The 14,646-nt window shown below is 32.0% G+C and carries 14 protein-coding genes; all 14 read left to right on the top strand.

Going from position 1 to position 14,646, the window contains the following annotated elements:
- Positions 1-86: 86 nt before the first annotated feature.
- The 14 genes from GH754_RS01870 to GH754_RS01805 all read left to right on the top strand — a co-directional run bounded on the left by GH754_RS01870 (position 87) and on the right by GH754_RS01805 (position 14,646).
- Positions 87-812 (top strand): PHP domain-containing protein, encoded by a 726-nt coding sequence (locus tag GH754_RS01870; RefSeq protein WP_153727027.1) that lies wholly within the window; start codon positions 87-89, stop codon positions 810-812.
- Complete coding sequence (locus GH754_RS01865; RefSeq protein WP_153727026.1) at positions 763-1,374, top strand: phosphoribosyltransferase; 612 nt, start codon at positions 763-765, stop codon at positions 1,372-1,374. The genes GH754_RS01870 and GH754_RS01865 overlap by 50 nt, the downstream gene beginning before the upstream one ends.
- A complete protein-coding gene (locus GH754_RS01860; RefSeq protein ID WP_153727025.1) occupies positions 1,364-2,302 on the top strand; it encodes a glycosyltransferase family 2 protein in 939 nt (312 codons plus the stop codon). Before GH754_RS01865 ends, GH754_RS01860 begins: the two co-directional genes overlap by 11 nt.
- A 15-nt stretch (positions 2,303-2,317) precedes the next feature.
- Positions 2,318-3,433 carry an EpsG family protein gene (locus GH754_RS01855; RefSeq protein ID WP_153727024.1) on the top strand — a complete coding sequence of 372 codons (1,116 nt, stop codon included), beginning with the start codon at positions 2,318-2,320 and terminating at the stop codon, positions 3,431-3,433.
- 131 nt (positions 3,434-3,564) lie between these two features.
- Entirely contained in the window at positions 3,565-4,383 is an 819-nt protein-coding gene (locus GH754_RS01850) for a putative capsular polysaccharide synthesis family protein (protein WP_153727023.1), read from the top strand.
- A gap of 155 nt (positions 4,384-4,538) precedes the next feature.
- Positions 4,539-5,312 (top strand): putative capsular polysaccharide synthesis family protein, encoded by a 774-nt coding sequence (locus GH754_RS01845; RefSeq protein ID WP_153727022.1) that lies wholly within the window; start codon positions 4,539-4,541, stop codon positions 5,310-5,312.
- A 9-nt stretch (positions 5,313-5,321) separates the two neighbouring features.
- Positions 5,322-6,524 carry a flippase gene (locus GH754_RS01840; RefSeq protein WP_153727021.1) on the top strand — a complete coding sequence of 401 codons (1,203 nt, stop codon included), beginning with the start codon at positions 5,322-5,324 and terminating at the stop codon, positions 6,522-6,524.
- 266 nt (positions 6,525-6,790) lie between these two features.
- Positions 6,791-7,948, top strand: a complete 1,158-nt coding sequence (gene sat / locus GH754_RS01835; RefSeq protein WP_153727020.1) for a sulfate adenylyltransferase — start codon at positions 6,791-6,793, stop codon at positions 7,946-7,948.
- A 16-nt stretch (positions 7,949-7,964) separates the two neighbouring features.
- Positions 7,965-9,743 (top strand): SLC13 family permease, encoded by a 1,779-nt coding sequence (locus GH754_RS01830; protein WP_153727019.1) that lies wholly within the window; start codon positions 7,965-7,967, stop codon positions 9,741-9,743.
- 13 nt (positions 9,744-9,756) lie between these two features.
- Entirely contained in the window at positions 9,757-10,359 is a 603-nt protein-coding gene (gene cysC / locus GH754_RS01825; RefSeq protein WP_153727018.1) for an adenylyl-sulfate kinase, read from the top strand.
- Complete coding sequence (cysQ, locus tag GH754_RS01820) at positions 10,359-11,171, top strand: 3'(2'),5'-bisphosphate nucleotidase CysQ (RefSeq protein ID WP_153727017.1); 813 nt, start codon at positions 10,359-10,361, stop codon at positions 11,169-11,171. Before cysC ends, cysQ begins: the two co-directional genes overlap by 1 nt.
- Before the next feature lie 17 nt (positions 11,172-11,188).
- On the top strand, positions 11,189-12,175 hold the full coding sequence (galE, locus tag GH754_RS01815; protein WP_153727016.1) for a UDP-glucose 4-epimerase GalE: 987 nt from the start codon (positions 11,189-11,191) through the stop codon (positions 12,173-12,175).
- A gap of 436 nt (positions 12,176-12,611) precedes the next feature.
- Positions 12,612-14,231: a hypothetical protein gene (locus GH754_RS01810; RefSeq protein WP_153727015.1), complete on the top strand. Its 1,620-nt coding sequence runs from the start codon at positions 12,612-12,614 to the stop codon at positions 14,229-14,231.
- Positions 14,224-14,646 carry a GtrA family protein gene (locus GH754_RS01805; protein ID WP_153727014.1) on the top strand — a complete coding sequence of 141 codons (423 nt, stop codon included), beginning with the start codon at positions 14,224-14,226 and terminating at the stop codon, positions 14,644-14,646. The genes GH754_RS01810 and GH754_RS01805 overlap by 8 nt, the downstream gene beginning before the upstream one ends.

Genomic DNA, 14,646 nt, shown 5'->3' with positions numbered 1-14,646 from the left:
AGTTACAACAATTCAATTAATGATTACAAAATAAATAAGGAATATCTCAGAACCTATTCCTTGGATTAGAAAGGAAAGGTAAAAAATTGAAAAAAAAACATGTTGAACTACACTGTCATACACATTATTCCCATGATAGTTTGCTTAATAAGTGGTTTTATCTATTTATGTTTAAACTTCGTAATATACATGTTGTTGCAATAACAGATCACAACGAATTAGAGGGAGCGAAGAAATTCAAGCCTTTCTTAGAAAAAAGGGGAATAAAGGTTATTTTAGGGGAAGAGGTATTTACGTCAAAGGGTGAAATTATAGGTTTATTTATTCATAACAAAATTCAGCCTAATTTATCCCCTAAAGAAACAATGCTTGAAATAAAAAAACAGGGTGGATTGGTCTATATTCCCCACCCATATGATAAAAAAAGATATAAAACCGTCTTAAATGAAGAGGAAATAGCTACTAATATTGATTTAATTGATTTTATTGAGGTTCATAATGGCAGGAATATAAAAACGGAATTCTCGGATAAACAGTTAGCGATTGGGAATAAATATGGAAAGACCTCACTTATCGGAAGCGATGCCCATACCTTCATAGAATTAGGGAGAAATTTTAACATTATGGATGAGTTTCATGACCCTAATTCCTTCATAAAAAGTGCAAAAAAAGCAGGATTTCAGAAACGGGAATGTCTCGATATTTCTCATACTTTAACTAAAATTGTACGATTGATTAAATTACTAAAGAGGGGTCGTTTTCATGAAATCTATCGAGTTATCCTTAAACGATACAAAAGAGAAAAGCATTGAGTTAGCTAAGAAAGTTGAAAAAAACTTTAAACCAGATGTAGTCGTTTTTATTGCAACTGGTTCTTATCATATTGGAAAGACCATTAGTGATTATTTTGATATTCCCTTAGTCGAAGTGTTTGCTGTACGTACAGGAAATAGTCTGAAGAAGTACATGAGTCCATTATTACAACTTATTCCTAAGGGGATTAAAAATACTCTTCGAAAAGCTGAATTGAAGTCTGGAATGCATAATAAGGATTCTGAGAGAAAAGTATTTATAGAAAGGGATAAGCATATTTTAATTAATGCTAAAAGAATCCTTATTGTAGACGATTCAGTGGATACAGGAAGTACAGCAAAACAAGTCGCAACATTTGTTAAAGAAACAGTTAGGAATGCTGAAATTAAATTTGCTAGTATTAATATCTTTGATGAGAGCAAGGAAGTATATAAAGTAAATTATTTTTTATACGAAAATCATATCATTAGTGGTCCTTGGTCTAAAGATTCGAAGTATCACAAACAGTTTTTAAAAGAATACGATTCTTATAAAAAGGCGGTAAAAAGTAATGAAAGCTAAGGTAAGTGTCGTAGTGGCTGCTTACAATGTAGAATTATTTCTGTATAGATGTTTGGAGAGTTTACAAAAACAAACATTACAGGAGATAGAAGTTTTAATTATCAATGACGGATCGACTGATCGAACAGAAGAAATAGCAAAGTTATTTGAAGTTAGTGATAATCGTTTTAAGGTTATTAGCCAGATCAATGGAGGATTAAGTGCCGCGAGAAATACGGGTATAAAAAGCGCGAGCGCAGACTACATTGCCTTTCTAGATGGGGATGATTATGTTGATCAGACAATGTACGAAAAATTGTATAGAAAAATGATTGGTAAAAGTTCTGATTTATCTATATGTGGATTCCATAAGGTTTGGGAGACAGTAGACTTTGAAGAGGTAAAAAGGAAAAGTTATCATCTGTCCCGATCTCATTTAAAAGGAAATATTATCGAGAACTTTTTGGCAAGACATGACGAACCTTTCGTAGTAGCTTGGAACAAGCTGTATAAAAAAGAAATTATCACAAAAAATAACATTTACTTCGAAAATCGGGCTTTTTTTGAAGATGTTGGATTTATTCCTCGATATTTATATTATGTAGAAGGTATTTCAATAATAGAAGAAAACTTATTATTTTATATACAACGAGCAGGTTCCATAACCAGCAGTTATAACCCAATTATTGAATCTTCTTTTTCACAAACTGTTGCTTTATTAAAAAGCTTTTTTAAAGACAGAGAAGATAATAAAGAATATCTAAGTGCAATGGAATTACGACTATTGATTTATTGGATAAATTATTGTTTACGTAATAAAAAGGGAGTTAATGATTTAATAAAACAAGTAATTAGTAAACGTAAAAGTGTACGGCTTCTTCCTCTTAAACATAGAGTCGCCGTAATTTTAATGAGACTCGGCCTTTATGAAAAAATAGCATCGAGATAAGAGGGGGAATTAAGAATGTTCATTTATGTTTTTTTGCTATTATTTAGTTTATTTGTCATTCTAGCATACAGGTATGAGTATCTAATAAGAGACTTGGGATTACAAGGATTGAAATGGTCTCAAAAAAGTATTTCCTTCTTTCATAAAAATAAAAACCGTTTTTATTATATTCTTTTAGTTTATATGGCTTTAATTGCTAGTGTTCGGTATTACGTAGGAACAGATTATTGGAAATATGAAGAAGGTTATATAAACAATGATTTCTGGTTCCCTGAAGTCGGCTTAAAAGTTGTTGCCAATATATTTCACTTTTTTAATCTTGATGTTCAATTATTCTTTTTAGCAATAGCGATTTCCATTCAACTTTTGATTGTAAAATCACTAAGAGAATACAGTGAAAATAACAGAGAAATATTAGTTTATGCTTTGTTTTTCTTTATTACTTTTTATTATTTTAATCACTCAATGAATATTATTCGCCAATATATTGCAATTGGAATTCTCTTTTTAAATTTTAATAACATTGTAGAAAAGAAATTTATTAAGTATAATATTTATTTTGTGTTTATGTTGCTTTTTCACCAAAGTTCAATAATACTTTATCCAGTTTATTTTATACCTAGATTATTTAAAAAAGTCATAAATAATAGATCGTATAGAAATATAGCACTATTGTTGTCTTTTGGACTTATGTTTGTTCGATTTGATGAACTCATTACCAGTATTTTATTAAAGTTTGGTGGCCGTTTCTCATATTATGCTAAATGGGGAGCGGAAAAATATCTAGAATACGACTTATCTTGGAAAATGCTGATTGTTTTAATAGTCAAATTAATAATCACATTATGGATTGTAAACAACAAAGAGAAGTTTATAAAAACAAAAAAACAAGAGGTCTTATTTACAATTTACTTTTTTGGTATGGTACTTACATTTATACTATATCCAATGTTAATATTTAGAAGGCTCCTTATGTATATCAATATTGTAGAAATAGTTATTTATGCTTTGTTTATCCAAAAACAAAGCAAACATGGAAAAATGATTTTAATTTCGTGGGCTCTTATGTATTATTTTGCACATTTATTGTCTGGATTCTCTGATCCTTTACCTTATCAAACTGTTTTCTAATATGAAGGTATTTCTAGATAATTTATTAGTTCGGGATTTTACTTAAATGGTGAAAAAATGAATGGTGAAATATCACTTTATTAAATTAAGCATACAAGGTGGAACGATCCCTTTCAATAAGAGGTGACAGTATGAAGGAAAAAACAAGTAAATTTTTCAAATTCTTGCAAAAGGATATTGTCTTGATATATCAAATGGGGAAGGTTGGGTCAACGAGCATTGAAGAAACGTTAGAAAAGTCTCCACTTTATATCGAACATGCACACAGTTTAAGGTCACCAATGACTTATGAAATGTTTAAAAGGTTTTCTTCAACCCGTTATTATCTGCCTCTTTTATCAAGACTTCGACAAAAGATTAATGGAGTTGTGAAAAAGGTTATCTTTAATAATAAAAAAAACATTAAAATTATCTCTTTGGTTCGAGAACCAATTTCTAGAAATATATCGATGTTTTTTCAAGATATTCACATACCGATCTTTGATATGGCTAAATATTATAATGGCAGAAAAGATGGGGATGTCAGCTTAGAAACTTTAAAGGATCTTTACTTTTCTAAGTTAAATCATAAATACGGTGTTACATGGTTTGAAAATGAGTTTGAAAAAACCTTTGGGATAAACATATATGATTATGAATTTGATAAAGAAAAGGGCTTCACAACCATTTCCCAAAAAGGTATAGATATTATGGTTATTAAGATGGAGAAACTCGGCATTTTAGAAGAAGAAATAGGCAACTTTTTAGAAATGAAAAACTTCAAATTATCTAAAGCAAATATCTCGGGAAGAAAGTGGTATTCTGAATTGTATATAAAATTTAAAGAAGAATTTTCACCTTCTGAAGAGTATGTAGATAGTATTTATAATAATCTTTATATGGAACATTTTTATACAGAAGAGGAAATAAAGAAATTTAAGGAAAAATGGCTTAAAGCAGAAAAAATCTAATGAAAGTTTTAGCCAAGGATAATTTAGAGTTGCTAGACAAATGAATTAGCTGAAATGTTTAAACGGTCATTCACTAGATAAGCACTACTAACCTTATTAGAAAGTAGTGTTCAAAATTGGGTCAATATATATGATTGACGGAGGAAAAATAGCCTATGCTAAACAAAATTAATCGTATTATAGCTTGTATGAAAGAATACTTTTTTGATTTTTTATATTTAATAACTCATAAAGATGTTATTTTAATCTACCAAATGGGAAAGGTGGGTTCCTCCAGTATAGTCAAATCATTGAAGGATATAGGGATTTATTGCATTCACACACATCGTTTAAATACAAAATATCCATTTACAACTAAATTTCAAAAAATTTATCAAACATTAAGAGCTAAGATGATTAAAAGGTTCTTAAAAAATAAAAATATAAAAATTGTTACCTTAACTAGGGATCCAATTGGGAGAAACTTAAGTGGTTTCTTTCAGAACCTAGAAGACTTTACTTATCAGTCAAATACTCAGCAACAATTTTTATTAAATTTATTTTTTGAAAAAGAAAATAGCTTTTATACTATAAATTGGTTCAATAATGAAATAAAAAAAATTTTTGACATTGATGTTTATGAATATTCTTTTCCAAAAGATAGTGGATTTCAAATTATTAAAAAAGGCAACGTTCAAATCTTTGTAACCAAAATAGAACAGTTGAATAGTGTTCAATCAGAATTAGGATCTTTTCTTGGAGTAAATAATTTTGAACTACACAATACTAATGAGAGTGAAAAAAAATGGTATTCCAATTTACACAAAATAATAAAAAAAGAAATAAATTTCCCTAAAGAATATATCGACGATAGGTATGAATCGAGATATATGAAACATTTTTACACAGATGAAGAAATAGCAATGTTTCGAGAAAAATGGTTAAAATAGGGGATATTTATGTTTAAACGTGATTTTATGAAAAAAATTTTGGAAGCCTTTGTAGGTAAGGCTTCATTTATCATTTTTACGATGGTGTTCTCTCTTGTATGCACGCGGCTTTACGGAGTGGAAATTTTCGGGCAATATACTTACGCTTTTACGCTAGTTTCTATATTAATGTTTTTCGCTATCGCGGGTATGGATAATGGTTTGATGTACTTTATACCGAAAAACGGGAATGATTTTTTAAGTTTTAGTTTCCTATTGAATTTCATTGTTTCTTGTACGATTACGGTTTTAGCACTATACTTTGTTAATGAGGATTACGTTCGATTGATGCTTCCTTTAGTATGGCTTGTTTCAATGGAACAAGTATTTTTTGGTGTTTATCGTGCTACAGGAAGAATTAAGGAATATTTTTTTATAAATGGATTCATATCAATACTTTTAAGAGTTTTACTTGTGGGAGTTTTTTATTCGTTATTTGGAGGCAACTTTGCTTCTATAGCTTGTGGGGTTTACCTTTCGTTTTTTGTTGCTAATTTTATTTATTTTTTTCAAAACAAACATCGATTTCAGCGTATTAATTATAGTAAAAAATTTGTTTTTTACTCAGTCCCTCTAGCATTTTCTGCTGTTATGGGTGTGATGATTAATAAAATAGATATTATTATGATTGGAAATATGATGACTGAAAAAGAGGTTGGTATATATCAAATAGCAATACAGGTTGCAAACATAGCCGGCTTTATATTAATTATTTTTAACACTGTTTTTGCCCCAAAAATATCAGAGTTATATCATAATAGCAAAGTACAGGAACTAAGAAAACTTTATATCCACTCCACGCGAATACTAGGTTTAGTCTCATTCTTTATTATTACATTACTGATAGTTTTCAGTAAATATATTTTGTGGTTATTTGGTAGTGATCTCATTGAAGGGCAAGGGGTGTTAATTTTACGGTCAATTGGCCAATTTATTAGTTCTGCTGTTGGTAGTGTATGGCTAATGCTATCAATGACCGGCAAAACTAAGATACAGCTTTACGGTAATTTATTAGCCTTTACGTTAAACGTTAGCTTGAATTATATCCTAATACCTAAGTACGGAATAAATGGGGCTGCATTTGCTAGTATGGTTACTTTAATCTTTTTTAATATTTTAGGATACATTCTTGTTTCTAGGCAGTTTAAAATTAAGGCTTTTAAAATTATTTAAAACTACCCTTAAAAACAAGACATTTATATTAGTTCTTGCTATCCTAACTGTGTAAATTCCCTGTCAGTACTTTTAAACGAAATTATATATCTTGAAAAAAATACTATAAAATTGAAAATGATATTATAAAGATGCATTTGAAAATGTAATTACGTAAAATACAAGCTTACCTTAATACTACTAGGCAACATATTGGATTTGAGTAGTTATAAGGTTTAAAAATATAATTTTAAAAATCAAAATCAAAAAAATTGGGGGTATTCTTTATGGCAATAACACAAGATGAAACAGTTAAAAATCCAGCACACGGTGGAGAATTAGTTAACAGAGAAAGTGGAAATAGCACGCAAGATGACAATAACCTTAAGAAAATTATCATTTCAAAATGGACTATTTCTGACCTAGAATTGGTTGGGATTGGGGGATTTAGTCCACTTACAGGATTCATGGGAAAAGAAGACTACGAAAATGTAGTTCACAATTTACGCTTAACTGATGGAACTGTTTGGAGTATACCAATCACCTTACCAGTATCCAAAGAAGAAGCTGATAAAATTGAGATTGGTGAAGAAGTAGCACTAGTAGGCGAAGATGGTATTACTTATGGAACTATTCAGATTGAAGAAAAATATACTTACGATAAAGAAGTTGAGGCAGAAAAGGTTTATGGTACAAAGGAAGATAAACACCCAGGGGTTAAAAAAGTATATGAAAAAGGTGAAGTTTACTTAGCTGGACCTATAACTTTATTAAATCGCCCTGATCATGGTGAGTTTGAAGACTTTTATATGGATCCGATTGAAACACGCCAAATGTTTAAGGATTTAGGTTGGAAAACAATTGTTGGATTCCAAACCCGTAACCCAGTGCACCGCGCTCACGAATATATCCAAAAAACTGCATTAGAAGCAGTAGATGGATTATTATTGAATCCATTAGTTGGGGAAACAAAGTCTGATGATATTCCTGCTGATGTACGTATGGAGAGTTATCAAACTATTTTAAAACATTACTATCCTGAAAACCGTACACGTCTTGTCATCTATCCGGCTGCAATGAGATATGCTGGACCTCGTGAAGCGATATTACATGCTATTGTTCGTAAAAACTACGGATGCACCCACTTCATAGTTGGACGTGATCACGCTGGTGTTGGCGATTATTATGGGACATATGATGCACAAGAATTAATCTCCAAATATGAAGATGAACTTGGCATTCAGATTTTTAAATTTGAACATGCATTCTATTGCAAAAAATGTGAAAATATGGCATCAGCTAAAACATGCCCACATGGAAAAGAAGACCATGTTCACTTGAGTGGAACAAAAGTGCGTGAAATGCTTAAGAATGGTCAAAAGCCACCAAAAGAATTTTCACGTCCAGAAGTTGTAGAAGTTTTAATTAAGGGTATGCAAAAATAAAAGGGGCATCTCACCCATGTCATTTGAAATGGTGTTCGTATTAATTATGATATTAGCCATGTTAGGGGGGCTACTTCTTGAAGTAGCCCGCCCAGACATGGTTGTTTTTTCTGTATTAATAGTTTTGTTAATGTTAGACATAATATCAGTAGATGAAGCATTACGAGGATTCTCTAATGAAGGGATGCTCACCATTGCTTTATTATTTATTATCGCCGGAGCTATTCAGAAAAGTGGCTTGGTAGACAGGTTAATGCGAATGTGGGTTAGAAACAGCAATACCGTACGTGGCTCTATGATTCGTTTCTTTATACCATCGTCTATTTTTTCTGGTTTTTTAAACAATACTCCGATTGTGGTTACCTTTACCCCTTTAATAAAAAAATGGTGCGAAGATTATAATATTGCCCCATCTAAGTTTTTAATTCCTTTGTCCTATGCAACTATATTAGGCGGTACTGCAACATTGATGGGTACTTCGACTAATTTGGTTGTACATGGAATGTTATTGGACTATGGTTTTGAAGGATTTACCATTTTCCAATTGGCAGTAGTTGGGATCCCAATTACAATTATAGGTCTTATTTATATCTTTACTGTTGGATATAAAATATTACCTGATCAAAAAGGGTTTAAACAACAAATTAAAGAAGAATCAAGGGAATATATAGCTGAACTATTGGTAGGGAATGATTTTCCTTATATTAACCGCTCTGTACAAGAAGCGGGCCTTAGAGAGTTAAAAGGCTTATATCTAATTGAAATTGTTCGAGATAATGACCGAATTTCACCAGTTCGTTCAACAACTATTATTCAGTCAGGAGACCGTTTAATATTTGCAGGTCTTATTTCTACCTTAGCAGATTTACAAAAAACCAAGGGTCTATATTTAGAAACGGGTACGAATTTAGAACTTGATGACTTACGAAATGGAGTAAACCAATTGGTAGAAGTTGTGGTCTCCCATCAATCATCTCTATTATCTAAAACCATTAGACAATCGAAATTTCGTTCTAGGTTTGATGCTGGGATTATAGCAGTTCACCGTAATAATGAACGTATTAGGAGCAAAATCGGGGAAATTGTATTGAAACCAGGGGATACATTATTACTTTTAGCGGGCTCAGACTTTATCGAAAAGTTTCAGCAGTCTAATGACTTTTACGTTGTGTCCTCTTTAGAAACACCGGAACCCTTAAATGAGAATCCTAAAAAAGGATGGTTTTCTTTAGGATTATTGTTGATCATGATTGCCACAGTGAGCACAGGCTTGTTTTCTATGTTTAAGGCGATGGCTTTAGCAGTCTTTTTATTATTACTAACACGAGTTATCTCACCAGCCGAAGCAAAACAACATGTTCAGTTTAATGTGTTATTATTAATTGCCAGTTCCTTTGGGGTGGGAGTTGCAATGACAAAAACAGGACTTGCTCAATGGATTGCTGATGGTCTTTTAACTATTGGTAAACCACTTGGTCTAATTGCCATTCTTTTATTAACTTATATGTTAACGAATGTTTTCACTGAATTAATTACGAATAGTGCTGCTGCGGTATTAATGGTTCCAATTGGATTAGAAATGGCAGAAAAACTACAACTTGATCCAATGGGATTTGCCGTCATTATAGCAATCGCTGCTTCTGCAAGCTTTATTACGCCAATTGGGTATCAAACAAACTTGATTGTGTATGGACCAGGTGGATATAAATTTTCTGATTATATAAAAGTAGGAACACCATTAAGCATTCTTGTTATGATAACAACAGTAATTATAGTAAATATAGTATGGTTTTAGGAGGAAATTAAATATGAGTAAATCAACAAATATTGTATGGCATGATTCAAAGGTAACAAAAGAAGAACGTCAAAAATTAAACGGGCATAAAAGTGCGGTTCTATGGTTAACGGGTTTATCTGGTTCCGGAAAATCAACAATCTCCGTGGAGTTAGAAAAAGAACTTCATGCTATGGGAGTTCATACTTATCGTTTAGATGGCGACAATGTACGTCATGGATTAAATAAAAATGTAGGTTTCAGCCCAGAAGATCGTACCGAAAATATTCGACGTATTGGAGAAGTATCAAAGCTTATGGTAGATGCAGGTTTAATAACATTAACGGCATTTATTTCTCCTTATCGTGAAGATCGTGACAATGTCCGTCAACTACTAGATGAAAATGAATTTATCGAGGTATTTGTTAAAGCAAGTGTAGAAACTTGTGAAGAACGAGACCCTAAGGGATTATACAAAAAAGCGCGTGCAGGAGAAATCAAAGGATTTACGGGTATTGATGCTCCATATGAAGAGCCTAATAATCCAGAACTTATCATTGAAACTGATAAACAACCTCTCCAAGAGTCTGTGAAACTAATTGTTACCTATCTAAAAGAGAAAGGGTATATTCAATAATGAATAAAGATAACATTGACTTTGCGTACTTATCGAATATCGCCTTAAAAGCAGGTTCTGAAATCATGAAAGTGTATGAAAGTGATGAATTTAACGTTGAGATAAAAGATGATGATTCACCTTTAACCATTGCGGACAAGCGCTCACACAATGTCATTGTTGAAGGTCTTGAATCAAATTATGCGCAAATTCCTGTTTTAAGTGAAGAAGGCGCTGATATCTCATATGAAGACAGAAAAGATTGGGAGAGCTTCTGGTTAGTTGACCCACTAGATGGTACCAAGGAGTTTATTAAAAAAAACGGAGAGTTCACTGTTAATATCGCCTTGATAGAGGGACAATACCCTACAATAGGTATCATCTATGCTCCTGCTCTAGATACTCTTTACTTTGGTAAAGTAGGTTTAGGAGGATTTAAGTTAGAAAGGTTTTCAACGCTAGAAATTAAAAGTGAACAGGATCTTCTGAATCGATCTGAAAAGCTTTCACTAAACTCTAATGATGACTATGTGAAAGTGGTTGCGAGTCGTTCTCACATGTCTGAAGAAACACAAGCGTTTATTAATGATTTAGAGTCTAAACACAGTCAAATAGAGGTTGTTTCTGCTGGTAGTTCACTGAAATTTTGTTTAGTCGCAGAAGGTAATGCAGCCTATTATCCTAGATTTGCCCCAACAATGGAGTGGGATACTGGAGCTGGACAAGCTATTGTTGAAGCCGTTGGAGGTAAAGTATTAAAACATGAGAATAACGAACGATTTTCCTATAATAAGGAAAACCTTTTAAATGGCTGGTTTTTAGTTAAAAGATAAGGGTTTGGGGGATATATATGACTATTTTAGTAACAGGTGGAGCAGGTTATATAGGCAGTCACACATCACTATTACTTAACGAAAAAGGTGAAGATATAGTCATTTTAGATAATTTATCTAAGGGACATGCTGAAGCTACACTTAATCAAACGTTCTATAATGGAGACATTAGAGACGAAGAACTACTAGACAGGATTTTTACAGAGAATAACATAGACACAGTTATTCACTTCGCAGCTGATTCGTTGGTCGGCGAAAGTGTTGAGAATCCTTTTAAGTACTATGAAAATAATCTAATTGCGACTTATCAATTAATTAAGAAAATGGTTGAACATAATGTGAAAAATATTGTGTTTTCATCAACCGCTGCGACATATGGCAATCCATCATCTGTTCCGATTGAGGAAAAGCAATATACATTACCAACAAATCCATATGGCGAAACCAAGCTAGCTATAGAAAAAATGTTTCATTGGGCAGATCAAGCGTACGGGTTAAAATCAGTATGTCTTCGGTACTTTAATGCGGCTGGAGCTGATCCATCTGGCCGAATTGGGGAAGACCATAATCCCGAATCTCATTTGATTCCTCTTGTTTTACAAACGGCATTAGGACAACGAGATAAAATCTTTATTTTTGGTGACGATTATAATACGGAAGATGGAACTTGTGTTAGAGACTATATTCATGTCATGGACTTGGCAGAGGCTCATTACTTATCGGTTAAGTATTTGAGGGAAACTGAGGAATCAAATATATTTAACTTGGGCAACGGAAATGGTTTTTCAGTGAAAGATATTATTGAAACATGCCGTAAAGTGACAGGTGAAGTTATCGAGGCTGAAAATGCTCCAAGAAGACCTGGAGATCCTGCAGTATTAATTGCTTCTTCAGAAAAGGCAAAGAAACATCTGGACTGGAATCCGAATTACAATGATATTAACACTATTATTGAGCATGCATGGAAATGGCATAAAAATAATCCTAATGGTTTTAATGATTAACATCCAAAACAGTTAGTAAAAGCTAGGTAATATACTAGGCAATCGGTGTTATGCGCTCTGTTGTCTGTTATAGTTTACAGTTGAATTTAATTGAAATGGCGAGTGATGTGAGTATTCTTAAGATAATAATGATTCTCTTAGTTTAGCGGTGAGTATGAAGCTGTGAAGAACGGTGTGGATGGTTTTTTTAGTCAGTATCTATGTCATTTTGTTAATTATTTGCGAAAACAAAGAGTCATAGTTTGCTTTTTAACATATGTTTACTTTTATCGGTGTTTACATTTAAAAAAAGTAAGTACATTTAAGATGTGCTTTTCTAAAACATTAGGGTTTCTAATTTGCTTCTTGTTGTATAAACGAAAAACAAAACCATTTTGGGATGCAGATTCTACAAGTCATCGAAAGGTATGTAATATAAGATTGGAGCTGTTTTTAAATGAAGTTGCTAAAACTTCCCTCTTTTCCTTATTTTGATAGAAAATTCATTATTGTTGCACTTTTTCATTGGTTTTTTAGTTTTTTCACTGATCGTTTCATCTTTACGTTTTCAATTACTAATTTGCCCCTTTCAAAATTAGTTTTATGGTGCAGCATTAAAGGTTTATCCCTAATTCTTTTATTAGTAATGTGGCAATTTATTTCATATATAATCAAAAAAAGAGATCGTAACACCATTTTATTTATTAAGTATTCTTTGATTTATTTTGCAATCATGCTCTTTTTCCTTCTTCTTACATGGCCAGGTGTGTGGAGATGGGACGAATTTTTTGTTTTGGAAAAGGCAACTAGACTTGTAGTCAATCCTTGGCAACATTCACTTACATCAATATTATTTATGACTGCATTACAGATTTTCCCTTTCCCAGCGGGAATTCTCTTGTTTCAAAACATTATAATGTCCATGGTAGTTGGTTATATTGTTTTTAAAATGAGTCGTTTCATTGACAAAAAAAGGTATCTTTATTTGGTTTATGTTCCTTTTTTATCTTTGGCCGTTCTTGATAGTAATTTACATCCATTACGGTTGTCACTTTATTCGTATTTAGAATTATTTTTTATTACCTTTATTCTCTTTATGAGGATCGATAAAAGAAAGTGGTCCATTAAGTTAGTGATTATGAGTTCGTTTCTCATTAGCATCCTTGCCACATGGCGAGGTGAATCCGTATATTACGTTTTTCTTGCTCCTTTAGTCCTTATTTTATTGTTTAAATCAAAGTTGTTGAACATACACAAACTTATTCTTGTTGTGACAACATTCATAATGTTTTCGGGATTAAGCTCTTTTCAAAGTTACTTTATTAAAGACCAAAAAGAAAGTGATCGGTATGAGTTGACAGCAATAGTTGAACCACTTTTACCAATTGTTAAAGAAGCATCGCTTCAAGACGATCCAAGGTTAAAAGATATTAATCAAGTTATAAATGTAGAACTATTTATGAAACATAATCGAGGGATTGGTGCTTTTTGGAATGAAAAAGAGTTGATACGTTCTAATTATACACAAGAAGAGTTTAGCACCTTTAAAAATACGTATTATGAACTTGTTTTTTCTTATCTCCCTGTTTTTTTTCATGAACGAATTGATACGTTTCTCGCTACTTCTGCTTTTTTTCATGACCAATTAAACACACAACGTGACACGTCAAAATTATATTCTTTTAGAGGACCACCTTATGACAGGTTTAAACAATATTCACTAAACCACCCACCATATGTGGATGTAAGGGAGAAGACCATAAAGCTATTAGAAGGCCGTGATTTATCGAACTATACAAAAACTACGATATCCTATCATGTTTTTTATAATGTAATACCACCCTTGATGGCCATATTCATTATATTTATTATCTCTTTGATTAAGAAGAGGTGGACTAATTGTCTATTAACCATTTTGGTATTACTAAAAGTTCCGCTTGTGTTCGCTGCTGCTCCGGATCATTGGTTTATGTATTATTTCCCAGTATACTTGATTGGTTATGTCTTCTTAACCTTATTTTTAGTGATGTTCTTTTATAACAAAAAATATGAAAGTAAGGTAGATTTCTTTGTTTAAAAAATTACTTTTATTTTTATCATTTGTAGCAGTTTCAGGAATAGGCTGGTTGATTGACTTTGTAGTCTATACTATTCTAGTTGAATATGTAAAACTAAGTGTATTTGTTTCCAATATAGCGAGCGCATTACCTGCAATTACATTTGTTTTTCTCGCATCGACTAATAAAGTATTTAAATCAACAAATCCTCGAATTAGGCTTATTTATAAATATTTTGTGTACTTTGGTTACCAAGCTCTACTACTTTTACTTATTTCTTGGCTAGCTCAGTTTATTTATGACTTTATCTATCATTCAATGGTATTGCCACAGTCTATCTCTTCTAACTTGGCATTATGGGTAAAAGTGTTGATTACGCCAATAACGCTTTTGGCAAACTATATCGTGATGAAAACGTTGATCGAAAAATTATAA

This window comes from Salinibacillus xinjiangensis, assembly GCF_009649735.1.
Taxonomy (GTDB): Bacteria; Bacillota; Bacilli; order Bacillales; family Alkalibacillaceae; genus Salinibacillus; species Salinibacillus xinjiangensis.
Note: the sequence above shows the minus strand (reverse complement) of the source record. Positions and strands in the feature narration are given on the sequence as shown.

What these genes read in the sequence shown, in the direction of transcription:
- GH754_RS01865 (WP_153727026.1), top strand. Translation starts at nt 763, where the DNA reads ATGAAATCTATCGAGTTATCCTTAAACGATACAAAAGAGAAAAGCATT.
- GH754_RS01860 (WP_153727025.1), top strand. Translation starts at nt 1,364, where the DNA reads ATGAAAGCTAAGGTAAGTGTCGTAGTGGCTGCTTACAATGTAGAATTA.
- GH754_RS01855 (WP_153727024.1), top strand. Translation starts at nt 2,318, where the DNA reads ATGTTCATTTATGTTTTTTTGCTATTATTTAGTTTATTTGTCATTCTA.
- GH754_RS01850 (WP_153727023.1), top strand. Translation starts at nt 3,565, where the DNA reads ATGAAGGAAAAAACAAGTAAATTTTTCAAATTCTTGCAAAAGGATATT.
- GH754_RS01845 (WP_153727022.1), top strand. Translation starts at nt 4,539, where the DNA reads ATGCTAAACAAAATTAATCGTATTATAGCTTGTATGAAAGAATACTTT.
- GH754_RS01840 (WP_153727021.1), top strand. Translation starts at nt 5,322, where the DNA reads ATGTTTAAACGTGATTTTATGAAAAAAATTTTGGAAGCCTTTGTAGGT.
- sat (WP_153727020.1), top strand. Translation starts at nt 6,791, where the DNA reads ATGGCAATAACACAAGATGAAACAGTTAAAAATCCAGCACACGGTGGA.
- GH754_RS01830 (WP_153727019.1), top strand. Translation starts at nt 7,965, where the DNA reads ATGTCATTTGAAATGGTGTTCGTATTAATTATGATATTAGCCATGTTA.
- cysC (WP_153727018.1), top strand. Translation starts at nt 9,757, where the DNA reads ATGAGTAAATCAACAAATATTGTATGGCATGATTCAAAGGTAACAAAA.
- cysQ (WP_153727017.1), top strand. Translation starts at nt 10,359, where the DNA reads ATGAATAAAGATAACATTGACTTTGCGTACTTATCGAATATCGCCTTA.
- galE (WP_153727016.1), top strand. Translation starts at nt 11,189, where the DNA reads ATGACTATTTTAGTAACAGGTGGAGCAGGTTATATAGGCAGTCACACA.
- GH754_RS01810 (WP_153727015.1), top strand. Translation starts at nt 12,612, where the DNA reads ATGAAGTTGCTAAAACTTCCCTCTTTTCCTTATTTTGATAGAAAATTC.